This is a genomic window from Geothrix edaphica (assembly GCF_030268045.1).
Taxonomy (GTDB): Bacteria; Acidobacteriota; Holophagae; order Holophagales; family Holophagaceae; genus Geothrix; species Geothrix edaphica.
In genome coordinates, this window is record NZ_BSDC01000001.1 from 157134 (window position 1) to 174980 (window position 17847).

Here is a 17847-nt window from a genome sequence, read left to right on the forward strand (position 1 = left end):
GCCTACGCTTTCGCCAGCGCCTGGTCCAGGTCCCCGATGAGGTCGTCGATGTGCTCGAGGCCCACGGAGAGGCGGATCAGGTCGTCGGTGACGCCGGTGGCCACGCGCTCCTCCGCGGACAGCTGCGCGTGCGTGGTGCTGGCGGGATGGATGATGAGGCTCTTGGCGTCGCCCAGGTTGGCCAGGCGCGAGAAGAGCTGCACGGCGTCGATGACGGCCCCGCCGGCCTTCAGCCCACCCCCCGATGCTGTGGACTTGAGGCCAAAGGTGAGGATGCCGCCGAAGCCCGCGCCCTTGCGGAAGTACCGGGCGGCGGCGGCATGGTTCGGGCTGGTGGGCAGGCCGGGGTAGTTCACCCAGGCCACCTTGGGATGCGTCGAAAGCCACTGGGCCAGGGCCAGGGCGTTGGCGCCGTGGCGCTCCAGGCGCAGGTGCAGGGTCTCGATGCCCTGGAGGATGAGGAAGGCGTTGAAGGGGCTCAGGGCCGCGCCGGTGTCGCGCAGACCCTCGATGCGGGCCTTGGTGATGAAGGCCGCGGGGCCGGCGAGGTCTGCCAGGATGGCGCCGTGATAGGCGGCGAAGGGCTCGGTGAACTCGGGGAACTTGCCGCTCTTCCAGTCGAAGGTGCCGCCGTCCACGATGAGGCCCGCCACGGAGGTGCCGTGGCCCCCGAGATACTTGGTGGCGCTGTGCACCACGATGTCCGCCCCGACCTTGAAGGGATTCAGCAGGTAGGGGCTGGGCAGGGTGTTGTCCACGATGAGCGGAATCCCCGCGGCGTGGGCGATGGCGGCGATGGCCTCGAAGTCGGGCACGTCCAGCTTGGGATTCCCCACGGCTTCGATGTAGATGGCGCGGGTCTCGGGCCGGAGGGCGGCGCGGAAGGCCTCGGGCTTGGTGGAATCCACGAAGGTGGTGGTGATGCCCGCCCGCGGCAGGGTGTGGCTCAGCAGGTTGTAAGTGCCCCCGTAGAGGTTGTTGCCAGCCACCACGTGGTCGCCGCCCCGCAGCAGGGTGGTGAGCGCGAGGGTGATGGCCGCCTGGCCCGAGGCCGTGGCCAGGGCCCCGATGCCGCCCTCCAGCTGGGCCACGCGCTGCTCCAGCACGGCCGTGGTGGGGTTCATGATCCGGGTGTAGATGTTCCCCGGCACCTCCAGGTTGAAGAGGGCCGCGCCGTGCTCCGTGCTGTCGAACACGTAGCTGGTGGTCTGGTAGATGGGCACGGCCCGGCTCTTCGTGTCCGAGTCCGGGCTGTGGCCCCCGTGGAGGGCGATGGTTTCGAAGCGGGGGGTGGTGGTGCTCATGGTGGCTCCTGGAAATGGGATGGGAAGGCCGAGGCCTCGTCTGTCCAAGCAAGTCCAGGAAAAGCAAAAGGGGCCCGATTGCTCGGGCCCCTTCGATGATTGCGTCAGCTCGACACAGCTCGACATCTCTCCGCGCTTGATTGCTCAATCGCGGCAGGAATTGGCACCTTGCTTTCGCAGGTTGCCAAGGTTTCACAGGGCCCGTCCCTCCACCTTTCTGGATAACTCGCTATGGAACTGGCAAGGATCTCGTAAGAGAACGGCCCCGAAGGGCCGGTGAAGAAAGGTATCGCCACGGGTCGGGAGATGCAACCCCTGTTGTCACGGGAATCGTGCGGCGGCTCCGGCCGGGAGCTACCGCAGTGGGATACCGGGTCTGCCGTGATCTGGCCTTTTATAAAACGCATTCATCACAAGGATGTGATTAGAAAAAATATGAATATGCATAAATAAAAACGAATAAAATCTGATAGTCGAACCGCCACTTAGACCTTTCGACGGGTCATCCCACGCGCACACTGCACCCTTCCCGCAGAACCTCTGCCCACCAGGGATCCAGCATGCTGATCTGCGGAATCAACGCGAGCCACACCGCCTCTGCCGCGCTCCTCCAGGATGGACGGCTGATCGGGGCCCTGCAGGAAGAGCGCCCCACGCGGGTGAAGAACCGGCGCGGGTTTCCGGAGCAGGCGATCGGGCGGCTCCTCGAAAGCCAGGGGCTGCGATGGCAGGATGTCGATGCCTATGTCTTCGGCGGCTACGGCTCCTACGCCGACACCGCCCCCGGGGTCAACGAGGCCGCGAGCCGGATCCGCAGCTACAAGGCTGCCTCGCGGCTGGACGGACGGATGAAGGAACTGCTGGAGAAGACGCCGGTCCGCCGCTTGGTCCACCGCTGGCGCCGCGAACGGCAGATCGAGCGGTTGATGTCCCATGGCGTCGAGCGGCGGAAGGTCTCCACCATCGAGCACCACCGCTGCCACGCCGCCACGGCCCACCTGGGCTGCGGGATCGACGAGCAGGCCCTCGTGATCACCCTCGATGGGGCCGGGGACTCCCTCTGCGCCACCGTGTCCCTGCCCAGGCCCGGAGGGAAGCTGGAGCGCATCGCGACCGTCCGCGAAGAGCACTCCATCGGCAACCTGTGGGAGGTCATCACCGCCCTCATGGGGATGGTGCCCATGGAGCACGAGTACAAGCTCATGGGCATGGCGCCCTACGCCAGCGGCGACCGGGTCGACCAGGCCAAGCGCCTGTTCCGCAGCTCCTTCGAGCATGCCGACGGCACCTGGCGCCGGGCCGCCGGCACCCCCAATCCCAGCTTCGCCTATGAGTTCTGGCGCAGGCGGCTGGAGTTCACCCGGTTCGACCATATCTGCGCGGGCCTCCAGGCGTTCACGGAAGAGTTCATCACCGAGTGGGTCCGGGACTGGCTGAGGCGGACCGGCCAGCGGAAGCTCCGGCTCTCCGGCGGCGTCTTCATGAACGTCAAGCTCAACAAGGCCATTGGTGAGCTGCCCGAGGTGGACGACCTCCGGGTGTTCCCCTCCTGCGGGGACGAGACCAACGCCCTGGGCGCCGCCTGGGCCTTCCTGGCGGACCAGGGGAAGGCGGACCTGATCGAGCCCCTGGAGTCCCTCTACCTCGGCCCGGAACCCGCGCCAGGCGACTACGACCGGGCCGCCCGGGAGGCCCGGGAGGCGGGATGGGAGGTCTCCACGCCGCCGGACCTCGAAGCCGAGATCGCCGATCTCCTCAGCCGGGGGGAGATCGTGGCCCGCGTCCATGGCCGGGAGGAGTTCGGCGCCCGGGCCCTGGGCAACCGATCCATCCTGGCGGATCCCACCCGGCCCGATGTGGTCCGGACCGTGAACAACGCCATCAAGTGCCGGGACTTCTGGATGCCCTTCGCGCCCTCCGTGCTGGCCGAGTGCGCCGACCGGTACATCCACAACCCCAAGGGTTTCGCGGCGCCCTACATGATCCTCGCCTTCGATTCCCGGAACACGGCCGAGGTCAAGGCGGCCTGCCATCCGGAGGACGGGACCATCCGGCCCCAGGTGGTGACCCGGGAGCAGAATCCCGGCTACCACCGCATCCTCGAGCGATTCCGGGAACGCACCGGCCGGGGGGCGCTCCTCAACACCTCATTCAACATCCACGGCGAGCCCATCGTTTCGTCGCCAGCCGACGCCATGGACGTCATGCGCCGGTCCGGGCTGCGCCACCTGGCCCTGGGGCCCTACCTCGTCACCAAGCCGCAGGCCTGATGTCGGCAGGCACTGCACTCAGGGCAGCTGGATCGTGCCGCTTCACCGGAATGCCCCGGGCCTGGGCGCGGGATCGGTTGTCGTGGCGCGCTTGGCCTTGGGTACCGGCCCGGATTCCGCCGCTCTCAAGGCCTGCTCCAGCGGCTGGATCCTGCCTCCTTCGGAGGTGAGGGCCTGGGTGGGTTCGAGCCCCTGGAACCGGCGGATCGTGAAAGGCTTCTCCTCTTCCACCACCAGATGCTCGAACCGGGAACGGTCCACCTGGGTGAATCGGGCGGTTGCGGGATCGAACCTCAGGAAGCGCACATCGTCCTTCCAGCCGACCTCCTTGTCGGCCGGCACCGGCCAGAAGCCGGACTGGATGAGCTCCGCCTTCCGGAGCTGGGGGAGCTGGGACCAGGCCAAGTCGATGTCCGCGCGGTCCAGGGGCAGAAACACCTGGGCCGGGACCAGGATGGATCCGTCCCCATCGAGAAAGGCCTGGCCGAACAGGGAAGGATTCTGGAACTCCCCCGTGTCCTTGCACAGGGTGACGCCGGCCTCGCCCCAAATATTGGCGTGGAGCAGGTCCACGGACCAGGGTTCCGTGCCCACCTGCACCCGGATGGTCTTTCCCGTGGCGGTGAACAGGTAGAAGGCATCGCGGGAAAACGCGGCGGTCATGCGCGCATCGCTGCCGACCTGCACCTCCAGGAGCCGTGTGGTTTCCCCAGTCAGCAGGTCCACCCGGACCAGGCACTGGGAGACGGCCCCGCCCTTGGGGGACGAGGCTGACCGGGGCTTGGCCTTGGCGTCCCGGCTCACCTGGAGGAACAGGAGACTGTCTTCCCAGGCCCCCAGGAGCTTCCAGCTTTCCCCTTCTTTGACGGGCAGGGGCTTCGGCTCCGTCCAGGACCACTGGCGCTCCCCGGCATCGGTGAAGAAGGCCTTTCCCGAGCAGGCCACCGGATGGCGGTCTTCCGTGAATCCGACCTGATACACCTTGGACCCGTCCCAGGCCACCTCCATGCGCGCCAGGGACCTCAGGCCGGGCCGGAAGTCCGGCAGGTCGGGGACCGGCGTGAACCTGGGCTCCGCAGCGGTCCGCCGCAGCACCTGGCCCTCCAGGATGACCTCCTGCCGATCCGCCAGCGCCACGACGGATTGCCCTGAGAGCAGCCGAGCCACCAGCAGCAGCCATCCACCCATCAGGGCCAGCCTCATGGTCCCCTCCCATGCCCGGTTACTCGACCATTGGAGCATGGCCGGATGGGCCGGGCCATCACACCGAGAAGTACCGCGCCTGGGGATGCCAGGCCACGAGGGCGCTGGTGCTGTATTCGGGGTCCATCTGGTGGCTGTCGCTGAGGTGGACGCCGATCTCGGCGCCATGGAGCAGGTCGAGGATGGGGCCGTTGCCTTCCAGGTCGGGGCAGGCCGGGTAGCCGTAGGAGTAGCGCGATCCCTGGTAGCCCTGGGCGAAGAGGGCGCGGCCCGGCAGGTCCTTGGCGTGGATGCCCAGCTCCCGGCGGATGCGGGCGTGGAGCCGCTCGGCGTAGGCCTCCGTCAGCTCCGTGGCGAGGCCGTGGAAGGCGAAGTAGTCCGCGTAGCCATCCTCCCGGTAGAGCTTGGCCGCATGGTCCGCGGCGGCCTGGCCCAGCGTGACGAGCTGGAGGGCCAGCACGTCGGTGGCCTCGGCCCGGAAGAAGTCGGCGATGCAGAGACGGCGACCAGCAGCCTGGCGCGGGAAGCCGAGCACGGCGAGGGTGCGGGACCGGTCCGCCGGATCGAGCACCCGCAGCGCGTCGCCCTCGGCCCGCACGGGGAAGTAGCCGTACCGGGCCTTCGGCTGGAAGACCGGAGCGGCCGCGAGGCGCGCCTTCCAGCGCGCCAGCTGGGGCTCCGCCTTGTCCCGCAGCACGGCGGCGAAGGCCTCGTCGCTCTGGCTGCCCTGGCTGAAGCCCCAGCGGTTGCGCACCAGGGCGAACTCGTCCAGGTGCGCGAAGAGGTCCACGGGCGCGTCCGTCAGCTCCCGCACGCCCCAGAAGGGCGGCTCCGGCGAGGGCGCGTCATGGCGCACCCAGCTGCTCTGGCCCGCTTCTGTGAGCGGCACCGCGGCGCCCCCTCGCTTCAGGATTTTGATATCGCCAGCCGCGGAGGCGGCGGTTGCAGGAGCCGGGACGCCGGTCTCCCCTGCCACCAATGCCTGCATGTGGCGCAGGCCCTCGAAGGCGTCCTCCGCGTAGAGCACCGCGCCCGAATAGGACCGCCGGCAGTCGCCCTCCACGTAGTCGCGGGTGAGGGCGGCGCCCCCGAGGATGACGGGCACGCGCTGGGCCTGCTCCTCCAGAAAGTGCAGGTTCTCCTTCATGATCACGGTGGACTTCACCAGCAGGCCCGAGAGGCCGATGGCGTCCGCGGGCCAGGCCGCCAGCTCCTTGAGGATGGCTTCGATGGGCTGCTTGATGCCCAGGTTCTTCACCTCGAAGCCGTTGTTGCTGAGGATGATGTCCACCAGGTTCTTGCCGATGTCGTGGACATCCCCCTTCACCGTGGCCAGGAGGATGCGGCCCTTCTGGTAGTTGGACTCCCGGGGCAGGTGGGGCTCGATGCGTTTGATGGCCGCCTTCATGGCCTCGGCGCTCTCCAGCACGAAGGGCAGCTGCATCTCGCCGGAGCCGAAGCGCTCGCCCACCACCTTCATGGCCCCCAGCAGCACCTCGTTGATGAGCTTCAGCGGGTCGTGGTCCTTCAGGGCCTCGTCCACGTCCGCGAGGATGGCCTGCTTCTCGCCATCGAGGATGCCGCGGTGCAGGCGCTCCAGCACGGGCAGGTCGGCGCGGTGGTCGTCGGCCACGGAGGCCTTGCGATCGCTGAAGCGCGCCAGGACGGCCTTGAGGGGATCGTAGCCCTCCGAGCGCCGGTCGAAGATGAGATCCTCGACCATGCGCCGGTCCTCGGGATCGATCTTGGCCACGGGGATGACCTTCGACGCATTGAAGATGGCCATGTCGAGGCCGTGCCTCACGCCGTGGTAGAGCATGAGGGCGTTGACCACGTGGCGGGAGGAGGGGTTCAGGCCGAAGCTCACGTTGCTCACGCCGAGGATGGTCATGACCCCCGGCAGCTCGGCCTTGATGAGCTTCAGGGCCTCGAGCGTCTCCACGGCGGAACCCCGGAATTCCTCGTCGCCGCTGCCCAGGGTGAAGGTCAGCGGATCGAGGATGAGGTCGCCGGGATCCAGCCCGTACTCGCCCACCACCAGGGCGTGCAGGCGCTTCGCCACGGCCAGCTTCTCCGCGCGGGTCTTGGCCATGCCCCGCTCGTCGATGGTGAGGGCCACCACCGCCGCGCCGTAGGTCTTGCACAGGTCCAGGATCTTCCGGGCCTTGCCCTCGCCGTCCTCGAAGTTGATGGAGTTCACCACGCACTTGCCGGGGCTGCGCTGGAGGGCTCGCTCGATGACGGGCACCTCCGTGCTGTCGATCATGAGGGGGAGCGTGATCTGGGAGACCAGCCGGCCCAGCAGCTCGTCCGCGTCGCGCACCTCGTCCCGGCCCACGTAGGCCACGCAGAGGTCCAGCAGGTGGGCGCCCTCCTTCTGCTGCTCCTTGGCCAGGGTGATCATGCCGTTCCAGTCCTCGGCGGCCAGCAGGTCGCGGAACTTCTTCGACCCGTTCGCGTTGGTCCGCTCGCCCACGATGAGGGGCGCGGGCTCCTGCCGGAGCGCGACACTCTGGTAGAGGCTGGCGGCGCTGCGCTCGAGCTTCGGCGCGCGCTTCGGCACGTTCAGCTGCTCCACGCCGGCGGCCAGGGCCCGGATGTGGTCCGGCGTGGTGCCACAGCAGCCGCCCACGATGGCGAGGCCGAACTCCGAGGCCGCATGCAGCACCTTGGGGGCGAAGGCGGCGGGATCCAGTGGGTAGACCACCTGGCCGCCCACGTTTTCCGGCAGGCCCGCATTGGGGAGGCAGCTGATGCGGAAGGGGCTGGCCTCGCAGAGGGTCTGGAGGTGGGCGTGCATCTCATCCGGCCCCGTGGCGCAGTTGAGACCCAGCACGTCGATGCCCAGGGGCTCCACGCTGGTGAGCACGGCGGAGATATCGGATCCCACCAGCAGCGTGCCCGTGGTCTCCACCGTGGCCTGCACCCAGAGCGGGACCTTGCGCTGCTTCGCGGCCATGGCCTCCCGGGCGGCCCGCACGGCCACCTTGATCTGGCCCAGGTCCTGGCAGGTCTCGATGAGGATGGCGTCGGCGCCGCCATCCAGCAGCCCGTCCATCTGCACGCGGTACGAGGCCAGCAGCTCGGCATAGCCCACGTGACCCAGCGTGATGAGCTTGGTGCCGGGGCCCACGGAGCCGATGACGAAGCGCGGGCGGTCAAAGCTGCGAGCCACTTCCTTCGCGAGGGAGGCGGCCTGCACATTCAGGTCGTAGGCCTTGTGGGACAACCCGAAATCGCCGAGCACCAGGGGGTTCGCGCCGAAGGTGTTGGTCTCCACCGCGTCGGCACCGGCCTTGAAATAGCTCTCGTGAATCTCGCGGATCCACTGGGGCCGCCGCTCCGTGAGCAGGTCCACGCAGCCCTCCAGCGCCGCGCCGCCGTAGTCCTCCACGGTGGGCGTGCGGGCGAAGATCTGCGTCCCCATGCCCCCATCCAGCAGCAGCACCTTGTCGTGGAGGAGCGTGTCGAGGGTCGTCATGTCAGAGCCCGAGGTAGTCGATGGCGACATCGCCGTGGACGACCACCTGGCAGGCGAGGCGCTGGTCGGAAGGGGCGTCCAGGCCCTGCAGGAAGTCGCGCTCCTCCGGGTTCGGATCGCTACAGTGGTGCAGCCCCTCCGCGACGCGCACGCGGCAAGTGCCGCAGGAGCCCGTGCGGCAGCCGAAGGTGATGTCGGCGCCCGCGGCGTCCGCGATGCGCTGCAATGAGGTCCCCGCGGGGGCTTCCACCAGCAGGTCTTCGAGGAGGAAGTGGACCTTCACGCTCATGTGTCCTCCCGCTTGGGCAGCAGCGGCGCGACAAGCTCCACCTGGCCGAAGGGGGCCGACAGCTGGAGGCCGCGGATGCGGGGGCGGATGGTCTCGATGATCTCCTGGGCGATGGCGAGGCCCTCCTTGATCTGGTCCTCGGCGCTTGACCACTTCGCCATGCGGGCCAGAAGGGCTGGCGGCATGAAGACACCGGGCACCTCGTTGGCCATGAACTCCGCGTTGCGCAGGCTCTTGAGGGGCCAGATGCCGGCGATGATGGGCAGGCCGCCCCTGCCGTCCAGGGACTCGGTGAAGTCGAGGAAGCGGAAGAGGCTTTCGGCGTCGAAGACGGGCTGGGTGATGGCCCACTGGGCGCCGGCCTCCACCTTGTAGCGGAAGCGAGCCTTCTCCCGCTCCAGGTCCGGTGCCACGGGGTTGGCGCCCACGCCCACGCTGAAGGAGGTGGGCTTGCCGATGCCGGCACCGCCCAGGTCGAGGCCGGTGTTCAGGCGCTTGAGCATGTTCACGAGGCCGATGGCGTCCACATCGAAGACGGCTGTGGCCTGGGGGTAGGGCCCCAGCTTCGGCGGGTCGCCGGTGACGGCGAGGATGTTGCGCAGGCCCAGGCCCGCGGCGCCCAGCAGATCGCTCTGCATGCCCAGCAGGTTCCGGTCCCGGCAGGCGTAGTGGAGGATGGTCTCCAGCCCCACCTGCTGCTCGATGATGAGAGCCGTGGCCAGGGCGGACATGCGGGCCATGGCGCGGGGGCCGTCGGGCACATTGATGGCGTCCACGCCCAGGGCGCGGCACTGGCGGGTCTTGGCCACGAGCTTGTCGTACTCCATGCCCTTGGGCGGCACCAGCTCCACGGTGTGGACGAACTCGCCCTGGGCCAGCTTGAGGCTGAAGCGACTGCGGTAGGCGAAGGGCACCTCGGGCTGGGGCTGCTCGTGGGGCTTCAGCTCGAAGCCGCCACCCCCCTGCACGAAGGCCCGCTCCTGGCGGAAGGCCCCGCGCATGGCGCGGATGTGGGCGGGCGTCGTGCCGCTGCAGCCGCCCACAGCGCGGGCGCCCGCGGCGAGAGCGCGGGCCGCGAAGCCGCCCAGGTACTCGGGGCTGGCCCCATAGATGAGGCGACCGTCCACCTGATGGGGCAGGCCGGGGTTGGGCTGGAGGACGATGGGCCTGGCGGTGACGGCCTTCAGACGCTCCAGCAGGCGCAGCTGGGGCGCGGGGCCGTTGCCACCGATGAGGCCCACCAGATCGGCGCCCCAGGTATCGAGCTGTTTGATGAACCACTCGGGCTCCGCCCCGAACAGGGCCTGGCCATCATCGTTGGTGGTCATGAGGGCCGCGACGGGCAGGCTTCCGACCTCCCTCGCGGCGAGGATGGCCTGGTGGATCTCGTTCAGATCCTCGAAGGCCTCCAGCACGATCAGGTCCGCGCCGGCGCCGGCCAGCGCTTCGGCCTGCTCGCGGAAGAGGGCGCGGGCCTCCTCGAAGGAGGTGGGTCCCCAGGGTTCGATGCGGACGCCCAGGGGCCCGATGCAGCCCGCCACCCAGGCGCGGCTGCCCTGCTGGGCGATGGCCTGCTTCGCGAGGGCCACGCCCTCCCGGTTGATGGCGTCGAGCTGACCCTCCAGTCCCCGGGCCGCCAGCTTCAGGCGGTTGGCGCCCCAGGTGTTGGTGGTGAGCACCTGGGCGCCGGCGGCCAGGAACTCGCCGTGGATGGCCAGCAGCAGGTCCGGCGCCTTGAGGTTGCACTCCTCGAAGCTGCGCTGGAGGGTGATCCCGCGGTCATGCAGGGCCGTGGCCGTGCTTCCGTCGAAGAGGAAGCACTCGCCCTCGTCGAGGGCCCGCTGGAAGGTGGAAGGGGTCATGGATGCGCCTGGGGGCGACAGTCCGATAACGGTATCCAGGGGGTCTCGGGTCAGTCTGAGTCGTTCGGTATCTTCCCCCCGGACACGCCGGGGGCAGGAGTTGGCACCTTGCTGTCGCAGGTTGCCAAGGTTTCACAGGGCCTTTCCCTCCACCTTTCTGGATAGCGCTATTGAGTGTCTGATGACGACCGGCTGCCTCGCGCGAGGCGTGCCGGGCGAGCGAGGCGAGGAAGGCGAGTCGAAGCGTAGCGGGTACTACGCGCGACGAGCGTGACGCGGCATCGCGACGCCCGCCACCCCTCGCCCGGAGGGATGAAGCCAGCCGGGCGCCCCGCCGTGTCAGGTCCCTTGAACAACGAACCACGTTGCCCTGCGGGCCCTTCCTTGCGGTGCATCCCGGCTGGCTTCATCGCGAGGCGGCCGGACGTCATCAGACACTCATGGGACTGCCAAAGATCGAGGAACCAGGATGGTCTGACCACGGTCATCCGTCAAGCCTGGGGCGGTTCCTCCGGAGCCGGGTGCGTGGTGAGGCCCTGGCGCTTCATATGGCCCCAGGTGTTCTTGCCGCGGATCCAGTCGTAGGTGCCCTTCAGGCGCCACCAGACCGTGAGCTGCCGGTAGCCGAAGTTCTCCGCCACGGCCCCCACGAGCAGCAGGACCAGGGCCTTGAGGCCCTGGTAGCGGTGGCCGCTGATCTCCTGCAGCACCACGGCCACCACGGAGTTCAGCACGCCGAGCAGCAGGGCGACGTAGAAGAACAGGAGGGCGAAGGTGCCGCCGACGGAGCCGGTCAGGATGGCTACCGCGAACAGCAGGTACCCGCTGACCTCGATGATGGGCGCCAGGGCCTCGAAGAAGATGAAGTAGGGCATGGAGAAGAGCCCGATGCGGCCGTACTTGGGGTTGAAGCACATGTGGCGGTGCCGCCAGAGGGTCTCCAGGAGGCCCCGCTGCCAGCGGTTCCTCTGGCGGCCGAGGCCGCGGAAATCCTCGGGCACCTCGGTCCAGCACACGGGGTCGGGCACCAGGGTGATGTGATGGGGGCGCTTCTCCTCGCGCAGGCAGCGGTGCAGGCGCACGACGAGCTCGAAGTCCTCGCCGATGGTGGAGGTCTCGAAGCCTCCCGCCGTCACGACCAGGTCCTTGCGGAAGACGCCGAAGGCGCCGCTGACGATGAACATGCTGTCCAGGGAGGCGAGGCCCACGCGGGTGAAGAGGAAGGCCCGCAGGTATTCCACGATCTGGAAGCGGGCCAGCCAGGAGTCGGGCAGGAAGATGCCACGGATGCCCATGGGCGTGACCTTGCAGCCGTTCAGGGGGCGGACCACGCCACCGGAGGCCACCATGTCCGGCCGGTCCATGAAGGGCCGGGCGATGCGCAGGAGCGCGTCGTTCTCCAGGAGGCTGTCCCCGTCCATGCAGCAGACCAGCGGGTAGCGGGCGAGGTTGATGCCGCAGTTCAGGGCGTCGGCCTTCCCACCGTTGGCCTTGTCCACCACCACCAGGTTGGGCACGTAGGCGCTTTCGTAGATGCCGCGGACCTCCCTGGTGGGCAGGAGCTGGCGCAGGACCCGCTGGCTGGGCTGGAGCTTGAAGGCCTTGACCAGGCGCTCCAGGGTGGCGTCCGTGCTGCCGTCGCTCACCACCACGACCTGGAACTCGGGATAGCGGAGGCTGATGAGGCTGTTGATGCTCGCCACGACCCCGGCCTCTTCGTTGTAGACGGGGCAGATCAGGGTGATGGGCTTGTAGTGGCTGGTCTCGAAGGCCGTGTCCAGGCGGTCAATCCCGACGGCATCCAGGTAGTTCCGGATGGAGAAGAAGGCGCGGAGGATCAGGGCCAGGTGCGTCAGGTTGGTGGCCAGGAAGTAGCTGAGGATGCTCCACTCGACGGTGGCGGTGAGGAAGGCCCGCAAGGTCACATGTGCCCCCGTTCATCCGCCCACTCGAGCCGCTCCCGGGCGATGTCGCGGGCGAAGCGGTCGGCGGCGGGATCGTTCGCCAGCCAGGTCAGGGCCGAGACGCCAGAGTGGCCGAGGTCCACGAGGCTCTGGGCGGCGTTCCGGCGCACTTCGTACACGGGATCGGCCATCAGGGGCAGCAGGTCGGGAACGGCGGAGGGGCCCCCCAGCACGCCCAGGGCCCGGGCGACCTGGGTCCGGATCTCCCAGGCGGGGCTAGAGGCGAAGCTGCGCACCTTCGGGTACACCGCCGGATCCGCGAGGATGATGAGGGCCTTGAGCACCGAGGCGCGCAGGTCCACGTTCGGAACCTCCAGCAGCCACAGCAGGCGCGGCAGGGATTCCCGGTGCCGGTGGGAGCCCGCCAGGAGGGCGTAGAGGATCCAGGGCTCGGGGTTCTGGTTCGGGGACTCCAGGTTCTCCTTCATCCAGGGCAGCAGGGTGGGGCCGAAGCCTTCGAGCACCCGGAGCAGCCGCTCCCGCTGGTAGAGCTCCTCGCGCATGACCCAGGCCAGCACGGGCTCGGCGTACTTCAGGCTCCGGCTGCGGGTCAGGGTCAGAGCCGCCGTGTGGGCGACGAAGGGGACGGGATCATCGAGGAGGGGCAGCACCTGATCGAGGTAGCCCTCCATGCGGACGCCGGGCTTCCAGCGCCAGGGCCGCTCCGTCACGGGTGGCGGCGCGTGCTCCGCCGGCTCGTCCAGGCGGAAGACGGCGATCTCCTTCGCCGCCTGGGCCCGGATCTTGGGGTCGCGGTCCTGCAGGCGCCCGGGCAGGGAGGTGTGGATGCCCATGCTCAGGTAGAGCTCCCGCAGCAGCTCGGATTCCTGTCCCGCGATCGTGGACTGGTAGCGCGCAAGGAAATCCCGGAACAGCCACCGGTCGGACCAGGCGACCTGCCCGAAGCCGTCGCGCTCATAGCCCCTCTTGAAGAGGTAGTCCGTGAGCTGGCCCTCCCAGGCCTGGTAACGGGCGATGCGATACCGGTTCCGCCGGTCCTTGAGGTACTGCATGATGACGCCCACGACCACCAGGGCTGCGACCAGACTGACCAGACCGAGGGTCGCCCAGTGGAGGATCGGCAGCAGCGTGCTGTGGGGCAGGTGGATGGGGAAGATAGATCACCCCGCGCGGTGGGATCGTTCGAAGAGCCGCCACAGCCGCTCCACCATCACCTGGACGGAGATCGGCTTGGCCATGTAGTCGTCCGCGCCGGCGGCGAGGCATCGCACCATGTCCTGCTCGCTGTGGTTGCTGGAGAGGAGCAGGATGGGGATGCGGCCCTTCGGGGGTGGGAGGTCCCGGACTTCCTGGACCAGACGGAAGCCGTTCATGGCCGGCATCATCAGGTCGGTGGAGATCAGATCGACCTTCTCCCGCTGGAGAACATCGAGGGCCTCCATGCCATTTCCGGCTACGAGGACCTTCAGCCCCTCCATCTCCAGGCGGACCTGGATGATCTTGGCAGTCGCAGGGTCGTCTTCGACCACCAGGACTGTCGTCTGTTCCGGCCAATGTCGGGTCATCGGAAAAAGTCTATCGCATTTCTACCAAATCCAGCGATTTCCACGGATCCGGATCCCGAAGCGGAGGGTGTGATCCCGATAGCTGCTGGGATCGAGGGGATCCGAGATGGGAAGTCCCGCCACGCTCTGGTCCCAGGAGGCGAAGAGGGAGGCGGCCGAGCCTCCGGGCGTCCAGGTCGCGGCCACGGTGTACCCCCAGGTGAACTGGCTGGAGGCCTGGTTCACCGTCTGCCTCCCGCCCCAGGCGTCGAGGGCGAGTTCCCAGCGCTCCTCCCGCCTCGCCGAGGCGCCGGCGGTGGCGCCGTAGTACCGGTACCGCTCGGGATTGAAGAACCCGAGCCGGAGGCTCCGGTCCTGGTCGATGAGGCGGCTCGACAGCCCCGCGCGCCACTCCCCCCCCTCGACGGGGAACCGTTGTCCAGCCTCGAGGCGGAGGCCCGTCCGCGCGGCGCCGGCGGAGAGGAAGGCGCGGTCCAGGGACAGGCCCACGTGGTCGAGGGTCTGGTTGAAGACCCAGTTCCCCCCCAGGGTCCAGGTCCGGGTGTAGGTGCGGAGGTCCACGGCCAGGGGCGTGGCCAGGTTCGGCGCGGCGCTGTGCGACAGGACCAGGGTCAGGCCCGGGGCGGCGCGCAGTCCCAGGGAGAGGTTGTGGAAGCTGGCCGGCTCGCCGCCCACGTCATCCACCCGGCCCACCTGGGCCGAGGCCCGGAGGCGGGAGCCCAGGGGATGGCTGATCCCCAGTGACCATTCCCGGGGTTTCCGCTCGGTCCCTCCACTCTGGCTGAGCAGATCGAAGGCGCCGCCCAGCCGCAGGCTCCCGTCGAAGAACGGGACTGCCGCATCCACCCGCTGGGCCTGGGCGCGCAGGCCCTCGTTGGAGTCCGTGCGGATCTGGGAGAGCTCGATCCAGGGCCCCTGGGCATCCACGAGGCCGCGCAGCCGGGACTGGGCGTCCTCGCGGATGTCCGGGTTGCCCAGCTGCGCTTCGGTCCGGGTCCGGGCCTGGCGAAGGCGGCCCATGCGCTGGTCGATCTGGGCGCGCAGGAGCTCGGCCTCGGGGGTCCTGGCGTCTTCGGGGCCGAGGCCGGCCAGGCGCTGGTCCGCCGCCTCGGGATCGCCCGCCCAGAGATCGAGCTGGGCGAGGCCCAGCCTCGCCTCCCGGTCCCCCGGACTCTGGAGGAGGACCTCCTGGTAGGTGCGCCGGGCCTGGTCGTGCCGTCCGCGCCAGCCCAGCACCCGCCCGCGGTTGATGAGGAAGTCCCGGTCCGCGGGGTGCGCCTTCAGCCAGGCGCCGGTCAGGGCTAGGCTCCGGTTCAGCTGACCGTCCCAGCTCAGGTAGGTGGCGGTATCCAGGGTGGCCTGGCGGTCCCCCCGGGCCACGTAGGGCTGGAGGATCCGGATGGCTTCCTTGAACTGCCGGGACCAGGCGGTCACCCGCGCCAGGACGGGCTCGGATTCCGCCGCGAGCTCCGGATGGACCTCCCGGTGCCGCTTGAGGTCGCGGATGGCCTCGTCGAACCGCTTCATCCAGCTCAGCGTCCGGGCCCGCTCCAGGAGCGCGTCCGGGTGGTCCTTCCACAGCTCCAGCATGCGCGTGTAGACCGCCACGGCCTCGGGCAGCCGCTTCTGCGAGCGCAGGTCCCGGGCCTGCCTTAGGAGGGTGGCGGCATCCGGCGTCGGCGCGGGTTCCTGCAGGGCGGGCGGTGCGGGGTGGATCATCGGGGCATCCTCGGTTCGTCGGGGGTGTCGGCCAGGGCCTTCTGGTAGATCGTGTAGGACTGCTTGCGGAAGCGGTGGAAGGTCGGCTGGGCCCAGGTGGCCCAGCTGAAGAGCGGCGGCAGGGGAATGCGCCCCCGGCTGGTGGCGGGCAGGGTCAGGCGGACGGTGCTCTTTCCCTCCCCCAGCGGTTTGTCGGCATCCAGGACCGCCAGCACGAATCTGAACCCCGGAGTGATGGTCGTCGCCAGGGGGCTGGGGGGCTTCGCCTCCGGATCGTCGAGGACTGAGCGGCTGCTGGGGTCCGTGACATGCAGCAGCGCCCAGGGGATCCGGGCCTCGAGGAAGCCCCGGCCATCCGGGCTCCGGCCCACCTGCCACTCGGCCCGGGAATCGAAGGCCGGGTCCGCGCGGTCCTGGGTGCCCTGGCGGAGCCAGCCGATCTCGGTGCTGTGGCCCGGGAACCGCGCGCCATCGCGGCCCATCCGCGGATGGTTGCTCTTCGCGGTGGCCAGGACGAAGCGGCCCTCGTCGTTGGCGAGGCTCCGGTAGCGCTGCTGGGGCATGGGCCGGTACTCGGGAACGGCGTAGGGTGCGTCGACGAACACGCCGGTGCGGCCCGGGCCCTGGAACAGGACCGCGAACTCCAGTCCCGCCTCGCTGCGGAGGTCCGGGGTCCAGGGCAGCCGGTGGTCGCCCCGGTCGGGGTCCAGGGTGTCGATGCCCACCAGGAAGGCCTGCTTCGAGAAGTCCACGGGGGCCGGAAGGAACAGGGCCAGGTGGAGCCAGCCCTCGTCCGCCACCACCTTCAAAGTGAGGCCGTCGCCTTCCAGGTAGACGGGAACCCGGGCCCAGTCCTCGGCCTTGCCGTCGATGAGGACGGTGGGCCCTTTCGTGCCTGGACGGTAGGCGATGAGCCCGTAGTTCTCCTCCGCATCCAGGACGTTGTACCAGAGGGGCTTCCGATCGGAAGGAAGTTCAAAGGGCAGGGTCAGCCAGTTCTTCTTGAACCATTCGTCGATCCAGGCGAACAGCACGCCCCCTGCGCAGCCCGCCTCGTAGATGTTGCGCTGGAGCCGGGCATCCTGCTCGCCCTGCTCCCGTTCGCTCTGGCCGCCGTGGGTCAGGCCCTGGGCCTGCCAGTGGGCGACCACACGGGAAGAAGGAACCCCGAACTCCGCGATGAGCACGGGGTGGCGGGCATGGTGCTTCACCAGGTCGGCGAGGTACCCGGCATAGTGGCTGGGCCCCAGGTGGTCCCTGGCCTGGGCGTAGCCGGGATCCAGGTTCATGAAGTCTGGATAGTACGGATAGGCGTGGTAGCTGGCGAACAGGCCCGCCAGGAGCTCGGGCGTCCCGGCGAACTTCTCCATATCCAGGCCGACCGCATCCTCATCCTCGGGTTCGGCGTTGATCTTCTCGACCGGCAGGCCCAGCTTCTGGCGGAGGGCCCGCTCCTCCTGCTCCGTGGGCTCCGTGATGTGGAAGAGGGGGTCCAGGGTGGGCCAGTTGGTGAAGGCGATGGGCCGCTGGGCGTGGAACCGGTCCCACTCGAGGGCCAGGAAGCGGTCCATGCTCCGGGCCAGGAACTGTTCCATGGCATGGCCGCCCCGCAGGGTGACGAAGCGGCCGGACCAGTCCGAATCTCCCGGATGCCGGCGGTTGAAGGCCACCACGCTGGAGGATTCCCACTCGCGGCCCAGGATGACGGCCAGGGTCCAGGGGCTGACATCCGCTCCGTAGACGCCATCGGCATGTCCCGGGCGCACGGGGATGCGGGCCCGGCCGTGGAGCACCTCGGCCACCTCCTGCATCTCCCGGTGCCACGCGGCGAGCCAGCCCGGGTCCAGGAAATCGTGGCGGGGGGGCAGCTCGGTCCAGACGCCGTGGATGAGCCATAGAGGTTTCCGGGCGGCGAGGTTGTAGGCGTGCAGGGCCTCGTAGAACGCGGGCGGGTGGATGGTGTAGACGCGGACGGTGTTGATGCCCGCTTCGGCCATCTCCCGCAGCCAGCCGTCGTAGGTGGCCCGGTCGGGGAACTCGCTGGGATACTTGCCGGGCAGGGCCGCGCCGAGGTTCATGCCCTTGACGTAGAAGGGCCGCCAGCCACCATGGCCATCGGCCACTTCCAGCCGCCGCTCATGGGCCCGGGCCGGGATCTGCGGCTGGGAGGGCCGGGGGGCGGGGGCTGTCTTCCGTGGCGGCAGGGCCCGCCTGGCCATGGCAGCGGTC

11 protein-coding genes and 2 riboswitches are annotated in these 17847 nt (G+C 69.1%); of the genes, 1 reads left to right on the forward strand and 10 read right to left on the reverse strand.

The annotated features are described in order from the left end of the window. Positions 1 to 2 precede the first annotated feature (2 nt). Complete coding sequence (locus QSJ30_RS00745; protein WP_285605870.1) at positions 3 to 1304, reverse strand: O-acetylhomoserine aminocarboxypropyltransferase/cysteine synthase family protein; 1302 nt, start codon at positions 1302 to 1304, stop codon at positions 3 to 5. A 119-nt stretch (positions 1305 to 1423) separates the two neighbouring features. Continuing rightward, a riboswitch (SAM riboswitch) is annotated at positions 1424 to 1532 on the reverse strand. Between the two features lie 332 nt (positions 1533 to 1864). Between QSJ30_RS00745 and QSJ30_RS00750 the strand changes: the two genes are divergently transcribed. Continuing rightward, positions 1865 to 3574 carry a carbamoyltransferase C-terminal domain-containing protein gene (locus tag QSJ30_RS00750; RefSeq protein WP_285605871.1) on the forward strand — a complete coding sequence of 570 codons (1710 nt, stop codon included), beginning with the start codon at positions 1865 to 1867 and terminating at the stop codon, positions 3572 to 3574. 42 nt (positions 3575 to 3616) lie between these two features. Here the strand turns inward: QSJ30_RS00750 and QSJ30_RS00755 are convergent, their stop codons facing one another. From QSJ30_RS00755 to QSJ30_RS00795, 9 genes are all read right to left on the reverse strand, one after another. Then, entirely contained in the window at positions 3617 to 4777 is a 1161-nt protein-coding gene (locus QSJ30_RS00755) for a hypothetical protein (RefSeq protein ID WP_285605872.1), read from the reverse strand. Positions 4778 to 4835: 58 nt separating this feature from the next. Beyond that, positions 4836 to 8258, reverse strand: coding sequence for a methionine synthase (metH, locus tag QSJ30_RS00760; protein WP_285605873.1), 3423 nt, complete (start codon positions 8256 to 8258; stop codon positions 4836 to 4838). A 1-nt stretch (position 8259) separates the two neighbouring features. Continuing rightward, positions 8260 to 8547 carry a 2Fe-2S iron-sulfur cluster-binding protein gene (locus tag QSJ30_RS00765; RefSeq protein ID WP_285605874.1) on the reverse strand — a complete coding sequence of 96 codons (288 nt, stop codon included), beginning with the start codon at positions 8545 to 8547 and terminating at the stop codon, positions 8260 to 8262. Beyond that, positions 8544 to 10409 (reverse strand): bifunctional homocysteine S-methyltransferase/methylenetetrahydrofolate reductase, encoded by a 1866-nt coding sequence (locus QSJ30_RS00770; RefSeq protein ID WP_285605875.1) that lies wholly within the window; start codon positions 10407 to 10409, stop codon positions 8544 to 8546. The genes QSJ30_RS00765 and QSJ30_RS00770 overlap by 4 nt, the downstream gene beginning before the upstream one ends. Positions 10410 to 10473: 64 nt before the next feature. Next, positions 10474 to 10577, reverse strand: a riboswitch (SAM riboswitch). Between the two features lie 323 nt (positions 10578 to 10900). After that, complete coding sequence (locus QSJ30_RS00775) at positions 10901 to 12334, reverse strand: glycosyltransferase family 2 protein (protein WP_285605876.1); 1434 nt, start codon at positions 12332 to 12334, stop codon at positions 10901 to 10903. Further along, a complete protein-coding gene (locus QSJ30_RS00780) occupies positions 12331 to 13404 on the reverse strand; it encodes a HEAT repeat domain-containing protein (RefSeq protein ID WP_285605877.1) in 1074 nt (357 codons plus the stop codon). The genes QSJ30_RS00775 and QSJ30_RS00780 overlap by 4 nt, the downstream gene beginning before the upstream one ends. A 90-nt stretch (positions 13405 to 13494) precedes the next feature. After that, entirely contained in the window at positions 13495 to 13863 is a 369-nt protein-coding gene (locus QSJ30_RS00785; protein ID WP_285605878.1) for a response regulator transcription factor, read from the reverse strand. Positions 13864 to 13920: 57 nt separating this feature from the next. Beyond that, positions 13921 to 15618: a tetratricopeptide repeat protein gene (locus tag QSJ30_RS00790; protein ID WP_285605879.1), complete on the reverse strand. Its 1698-nt coding sequence runs from the start codon at positions 15616 to 15618 to the stop codon at positions 13921 to 13923. After that, entirely contained in the window at positions 15615 to 17837 is a 2223-nt protein-coding gene (locus QSJ30_RS00795) for a hypothetical protein (protein WP_285605880.1), read from the reverse strand. The genes QSJ30_RS00790 and QSJ30_RS00795 overlap by 4 nt, the downstream gene beginning before the upstream one ends. Between the last annotated feature and the right edge of the window lie 10 nt (positions 17838 to 17847).